The sequence below is a fragment of the uncultured Sphingomonas sp. genome, from assembly GCF_946477935.1.
Lineage (GTDB): Bacteria > Pseudomonadota > Alphaproteobacteria > Sphingomonadales > Sphingomonadaceae > Sphingomonas.
Window position 1 is genome coordinate 1 of record NZ_CAMLAC010000230.1, and the last position, 5830, is coordinate 5830.

The 5830-nt window shown below is 67.4% G+C and carries 8 protein-coding genes and 1 pseudogene; 1 reads left to right on the forward strand and 8 read right to left on the reverse strand.

What is annotated here, in order from left to right; all coding sequences use genetic code 11:
- From Q0U08_RS17125 to Q0U08_RS17145, 5 genes and pseudogenes are all read right to left on the reverse strand, one after another.
- Positions 1-259 (reverse strand): annotated as a pseudogene (locus tag Q0U08_RS17125) (porin); the annotation flags it as partial.
- 73 nt (positions 260-332) lie between these two features.
- Positions 333-2144 (reverse strand): DUF885 family protein, encoded by a 1812-nt coding sequence (locus Q0U08_RS17130; RefSeq protein WP_298092827.1) that lies wholly within the window; start codon positions 2142-2144, stop codon positions 333-335.
- A gap of 102 nt (positions 2145-2246) precedes the next feature.
- A complete protein-coding gene (locus Q0U08_RS17135) occupies positions 2247-2537 on the reverse strand; it encodes a hypothetical protein (RefSeq protein ID WP_298092829.1) in 291 nt (96 codons plus the stop codon).
- A gap of 64 nt (positions 2538-2601) precedes the next feature.
- Positions 2602-3009, reverse strand: coding sequence for a DUF4383 domain-containing protein (locus Q0U08_RS17140; protein WP_298092831.1), 408 nt, complete (start codon positions 3007-3009; stop codon positions 2602-2604).
- A gap of 74 nt (positions 3010-3083) precedes the next feature.
- Positions 3084-3593, reverse strand: coding sequence for a TspO/MBR family protein (locus Q0U08_RS17145; RefSeq protein WP_298092832.1), 510 nt, complete (start codon positions 3591-3593; stop codon positions 3084-3086).
- A 92-nt stretch (positions 3594-3685) separates the two neighbouring features.
- Between Q0U08_RS17145 and Q0U08_RS17150 the strand changes: the two genes are divergently transcribed.
- On the forward strand, positions 3686-4144 hold the full coding sequence (locus Q0U08_RS17150) for a YaiI/YqxD family protein (protein WP_298092833.1): 459 nt from the start codon (positions 3686-3688) through the stop codon (positions 4142-4144).
- Positions 4145-4364: 220 nt separating this feature from the next.
- Here Q0U08_RS17150 and Q0U08_RS17155 read toward each other — a convergent pair whose 3' ends face one another.
- From Q0U08_RS17155 to Q0U08_RS17165, 3 genes are all read right to left on the reverse strand, one after another.
- Positions 4365-4991 carry a DUF4198 domain-containing protein gene (locus tag Q0U08_RS17155; protein WP_298092834.1) on the reverse strand — a complete coding sequence of 209 codons (627 nt, stop codon included), beginning with the start codon at positions 4989-4991 and terminating at the stop codon, positions 4365-4367.
- 72 nt (positions 4992-5063) lie between these two features.
- Complete coding sequence (locus Q0U08_RS17160) at positions 5064-5186, reverse strand: hypothetical protein (protein ID WP_298092836.1); 123 nt, start codon at positions 5184-5186, stop codon at positions 5064-5066.
- Positions 5187-5202: 16 nt separating this feature from the next.
- A partial coding sequence (locus tag Q0U08_RS17165) for a TRCF domain-containing protein (RefSeq protein ID WP_367271152.1) occupies positions 5203-5830 on the reverse strand: 628 nt, incomplete at its 5' end.

A 5830-nucleotide genomic window follows, 5' to 3' on the forward strand; every position in this document is an offset into this window, starting at 1 on the left:
GGGCGGGGGGTGGGGCCGGTGCGTGCGCCACCTGGACCGGGGCAGGTGAGGGCGCCACAGCAGGAGCAGGCGGCGTCGCGGCGACCGCGGCGGGTGGCGCCGGCCCACGCTGCGCCTTCAACTCCGCGATCGTCGCCTTCAACTCGTCGATCTGGCGTTGCAGGTCGGCGATGCTGGGCTGCGTGGCCTGCGCCGCGGCCGACCCGGGCAGGCACGCCGCGGCGCAGGCGGTGGCCGCCAGAAGGAAGTGCTGCACCATCGCCGGCCCTTTGTTACAAACGCGCGACGCCCTTGGCCCAAGCGGCCGCGGGCGGCAAGCGCCGGCGCGTATCCTAACGCCGCTTGGCGGCGATGTAGCGGGTCACCTGTTCGTCCAGCACGTCCAGCGGCAGCGCGCCCTGGCCCAGCACCGCTTCATGGAAATCGCGAATGTCGAAACGGTCGCCCAGTTCCCGCTGCGCCCGGATGCGCAATTCGGCGATCTTCAACTGCCCGATCATGTAGCTGGTCGCCTGACCCGGCCAGTTGAAATACCGGTCGACCTCGCGCGCGATGTCGCTGTCCGCAACCGAGCTGTTGCCCCGGAAATAGGCGATCGCCTGTTCGCGCGTCCACCGCTTGGAGTGGATGCCGGTATCCAGCACCAATCGGATCGCGCGCCACACCTGCAGCGACAACATGCCGAAGCGCGCATAGGGATCCTTGTACACCCCCATCTCGCCCGCCAGTCGCTCCGAATACAGGCCCCAGCCCTCGACATAGGCGCCGTACCCGCCAAACTTGCGGAATTTGGGGATACCGGTCAGCTCCTGCTGGCGCGCGATCTGGAAGTGATGGCCCGGCGCGCCCTCATGCGCGGCGATGGCGGCGACCTGCACCTTCTGCGTCTGGTTCATGTCGACCAGGTTGACGTAATAGATGCCCGGCCGCGATCCATCGGCGGAAGGCGGGTTGTAGAAGGCGGTCGACGCCGTGCCCTCGCGCCACTTTTCCACCGCGCGCACCTCCAGCGGCGCCTTGGGCAGCACGCGGAACCAGCGCGGTGCGGCGTCCATCACCGTGGCGATCACCCCGCGCGCATCACGCAGGTAAGCCTCGCGCCCGGCCTCGTCGTTGGAATATTTCAGGGTCGGATCGGTGCGGATCTTGTCAAAGAACTGCTCCAGCGTGCCGGTGAAGCCCACCTCGCGCTTCACTGCCTCCATTTCCTGACGGATCGCGGCGACCTGCTTCAGTCCGATCGCGTGGATCTCGTCGGCGGAAAGATCGGTGGTGGTCGAACTCTTCAGCCGATCGGCATAATAGGCCGCGCCGTTCGGCAGGCTCCATGCGCCGAAATTGCCCTTGGACAGTGGCTCGATCGCATCCAGCGTCGCGAACAACTGGTTGTAGCCGCGCAGGAACGGCCCGGTCAGCGCCGCCCTCGCCTCGTTCAGCAGCGCCGTCCTGGTGGCGGCCGGCGCATTCAGGGCCGCGACCTTCTTGGAAAAGTCGGCCAACAGCGTCGAATCCGGCCCGCTGTCGAACGGAGCCCCGGTCACCACCTTGCGCGCATCGGCCCGCGCCGGTGCGAAATTCACCGTGTTGGGGATGATCCCGGCCGCGGCCTGCTCGCGCATCAACGCGGTCACCTCGCGCATCACCCGCTCGGTATCGCGCAGCCGGGCGATATAGGCGCGCGCATCGGCAACGGTGTCGACCTTGTGGTTGTTGATCAGCAGCACCGGGATCGCGCCCGCCGGGCTGCCGTTCGTCGACACCGGGAAGCGCAGTTTGCGGAAGGGGAAGGACGCCCGGCCCCGTTCCACCTCATATTCGAAGAGGCGATAGCTTACCCGCGCGCTTTCGCCCAGTTGCTCCGGCCGGAAGCGTGCCCGCATCTCGGTCAGTTGTCGCTCCGCCAGTGCCCGTTCGCGCACCGCCGCGGCATCGGTATAATCGTCCAGCCGGTCCTGATCGGTCTTCAAGCCAAGCTGCGTCTGCCCTTCCGGGCTCAGGCGCAGTTGTGCGTCATACGCATCGTCAAGGAACGTCAGCAGCGCTGCATCCTGCGATGCCGTCGCGGCGGGGGGCGGACTTTGCACCACCGCGACAGGCGCGTTGGCGGGCAGCAGCAGCAACATCAGGGCATAAGCGGGACGCATGGGTTCTCCTTGGGATTACCGATGCTTGTTGCCCGTCTCGCCGGCGGGCGCAATCGCCTTGCGCAAGGGACTCCCTTCCCCGGGAGGGAAGGGGAGCCGCCCTCATCCCAACCGTTCGATCAGGATGATCTCACCCTCGACCTCGATATCCTCATCGTCACTTTCGTCGAAGTCGTCCGGCAACTCGAACTCGGCGCGCCAGTCATACACCTTTTCGCGGCCACCCTCCTGCCACACGCGGATCGCTCCGCTGGTGATCTCGCCGCCCATCGCACCGACGAAATCGGTGATCAGCGTATCGGCCGCGTCCTCATGATCGGTCGCGCCGGGGATCTTGCTGGCCTCGACGTCCTCGTCCAGCTCGATCAGTTGCGCCCAATATGCCTTGGCCATGTCGTCCTCGTCTTCGATGATGTGCGTGGCGGGGCGTGGACCGGATGACCGTCCCGCGCAAGCGTTACGCGGTACGGCGCAGGTCTCGGGCGAAGCCGAAATAGCCCGCCACCAGCGCCAGCCCGGCATGAAGCCAGATGTCGTTGCCATAGATCGGCACCAGCCCGAACGTCGTGTCCGTCGCCGGGATCAGGCCCAGCAGCGTCAGCAGGCCATAGATCACCGCGACGCCCTTGCCATAGAAGCGGGCACCCGCCACGCTGCGCGCTGCAGCCAGACCCCACAGGCCGAACGCGATATGCACCAGATTGTGCAGGACGTTGACCGGAAACAGCCCCAGCGCGAGGCGCGATCCCGCGGTGACGTGCAGGTCGGGATGGGCATGGACGGGTGACAGGGCGGGAATGAACCCGGCGACGCCCGCCAACAGGAAGACCACCCCGAAAACGGTCGCAAAGCTGCGGATCGACATGGGCTTTCCTTTGGACGAACGATTCATCGCCCAATCGTCGGACCGGCCGCGATGTTCCCGCCCCCTCCATAAGATCAGTCCGGGTTGCGGCGCCGGATCTCGCTGGCCAGCACGGTGGCAAAGCCCAGCCAGCCGGCCAGCGGCATCGCCGTCGCCGCAGCGGGTCGGTCGACCCGCCATGCCGTTGCCGCCAGCGCGGCCGTGGTTACCGCCATCGCGCCCGCCGCCACCGCGCTCGGCCCGGTCATGCGCTTGCGGAAGAACAATTCGGTCCATCCTCCGATCATCGCACTGTTGCCCAGCCACAAGGTGACCGCGGTGTTGCGGGCAGGGGAGGGGGGCTGACGGAGCAACCGGTATCCGCCCACCGCGGTCAGCGTTTCCAGCACCGGCCACACCGCGCCGAACACCGGATCGGGCGGGGTGAAACCGGGCTTGTCCAGCCGGCGATACCAGCGGCGGATGCGCGGGTGCGACGGATCAGGTGCATTGCGCCGCCCCAGCAGCGCGGCCAGCCCCAGCACACCCACTGCCACGCCGCCTGCGGCCAGCGGCGACAGGCCGCCTCGTCGTTGATCGCTCATCACAAGATCCTTCCTGGTGTCGAGGCACATAACCACCGCCAGCCCGCGATGTTCAGCGTGCGCGGAGGGCTGCGCCGTGGCATGGTGCGGCAATGGCTCCACCCTTACGCATCCTGGTCGATGCCGACGCCTGCCCGGTGAAGGACGAAATCTACCGTGTCGCCTGGCGCACCGAGGTGCCGGTGACGGTGGTCAGCAACGCGCATCTGCGCGTGCCCCAGCATCCGCTTATCGCGCGGGTCGTGGTCGATGACGGCTTCGACGCCGCGGACGACTGGATCGTCGAGGCGACCGATGGCGGCGCGATCGTCATCACCGCCGACATACTTCTGGCCGACCGTTGCCTGAAGGCGGGAGCCGGTGCAGTCGTCGCCCCCAACGGCCGCCCCTTCACCAGCAACTCGATCGGCAGCGCCGTCGCCGTTCGCGCGATCATGAGCGACCTGCGCGCCGGCGGCGACCGCATCGGCGGGCCACCGCCCTTCGGCAAGGAAGACCGCTCCCGCTTCCTGTCCGCCCTCGATACCGCGATCACCCGACTGCGCCGTTAGGGCAATTGCGCCTACCTGAGTTCGGACCACACAAGGCGGGTAATTTCCCCCCCTCCCGTTCGTCTCGAGCAGTCGTCGAATAGCGGCAAAGCCGCGTATCGAGATGAGCAGGTGAACATGCCCCCAGCATGTTCAGGATCGTCCGGGGGACGATCCGACCTGTTCATCGTATCGAGAGACACGCCACCACCCGCGCCAACGTCTCGAACCCTTCCGCCCGTTACGGCACCACGAAGCTCGTTGTCGTGATCCGGTACAGCGTCTTCAGCGTCTCGCCATTCGCCGCGCGCGCACCGTCATCCTTTACGGTCGCGACCAGCAGGTAACGGCCTTTCGCCTGTGGCGCGGCATCGACCATCCCGCCCGCATCGGTCGTTCGCTTTACCGAAGTCTTGTCCGGCGCGATGATCGTCACCTCCGTATCCGCCACCGGCGCACCGTCACGCGTCAGCACGAAGCGGTCGCCATTGACGGTCACCGGCGCCAGTTCCAGCGGCAATGCCGCCTTCGCTTCGCCTCGGCCCGCGCGCGCATAATAGACCACGCCCTCGCGCGCGTTCGCCTCGCCCCAGGGTGCGAACACCGCATCGTCCCAGGCGCGCACGTCGCCCGCCGGCACCATCGCCTCCAGATAGCCGGCACGCCGCTGCAAAGGCGCCTTAGCGGTCGGCGACAGGTGCGGCGCCTTCAGATGCTTGAACTCCGGGTCGCCGCCGGCCGGCATCGGTTGGGCCGGCTCGCCCAGATAGATGCGCGCCGGGCCGGTGCCGTCGCGCTCGATCCAGACCTCATGCGCCTGACCGGTTGCGGACAGCGAACACAAGGCTGCGAACATCCAGATCTTCACCGCAATATCCTCCAGTTACCAGACACGGGCCTACCGCACCTGTCACTGCAAGTCATTAGCGTTTATTGTCGGTCAGCTTCGCCAGAACGCCACGCCCAGTGCCAGCATGCCCGCGATCGCCACGAACAGCAGCACCATGACGGTGGCGATCACACGACGGACGAGGCGATCGCGGGCAGTGGGGTCGGGGGTCATGGCATCACCACTAGGCTCAGTCCTGCCGATCGTCGAGCAGTTCCCGGATGCGCTCGCCGCGCGCCAGCGGATCGGTGATCGCCTCGCGTATCACCCACCGCCCCTTGGATGCGACAAAGGGTTTGCGCGGCTTGGCCTTGGGATCGTGCGGAGTGAAGGCGATGGCGGTCGGTCCGGCATCGATCTGACGCACGCCCGCCGCATACGCCAGAATGCCGATCCGCACCATCTCCAGCAACTGCGCCGCCTCTTCCGGCAGCGCTCCGAACCGATCCTCCATCTCCGCGGTGAACGCCTCCAGCGCCGCCACGTCCTCCAGATGGGCAAGCTGGCTGTACAGCGTCAGCCGCACGTCCGTCTCCGGTATCCACGTCGCCGGCAGCGACCCCGCCATTCCCAGGTTCAGCACCGGTTGCCAGCGATCCGCCGCCTGCCCGCGCACCGCCTTCAACGCCTGGGCGAGCAGATGCTGGTACAGGTCCACCCCGATCAGCTTCATATGCCCGGCCTGCTCCTCGCCCACCAGGTCGCCCGCCCCCCGCATGTCCAGGTCGCGCGCACTGATCGCGAACCCCGCGCCCAGCCGGTCGAACGCCTGCAGCGCGCGCAGCCGCTTCATCGTGCCGTCCGCAATCTCCGCACCC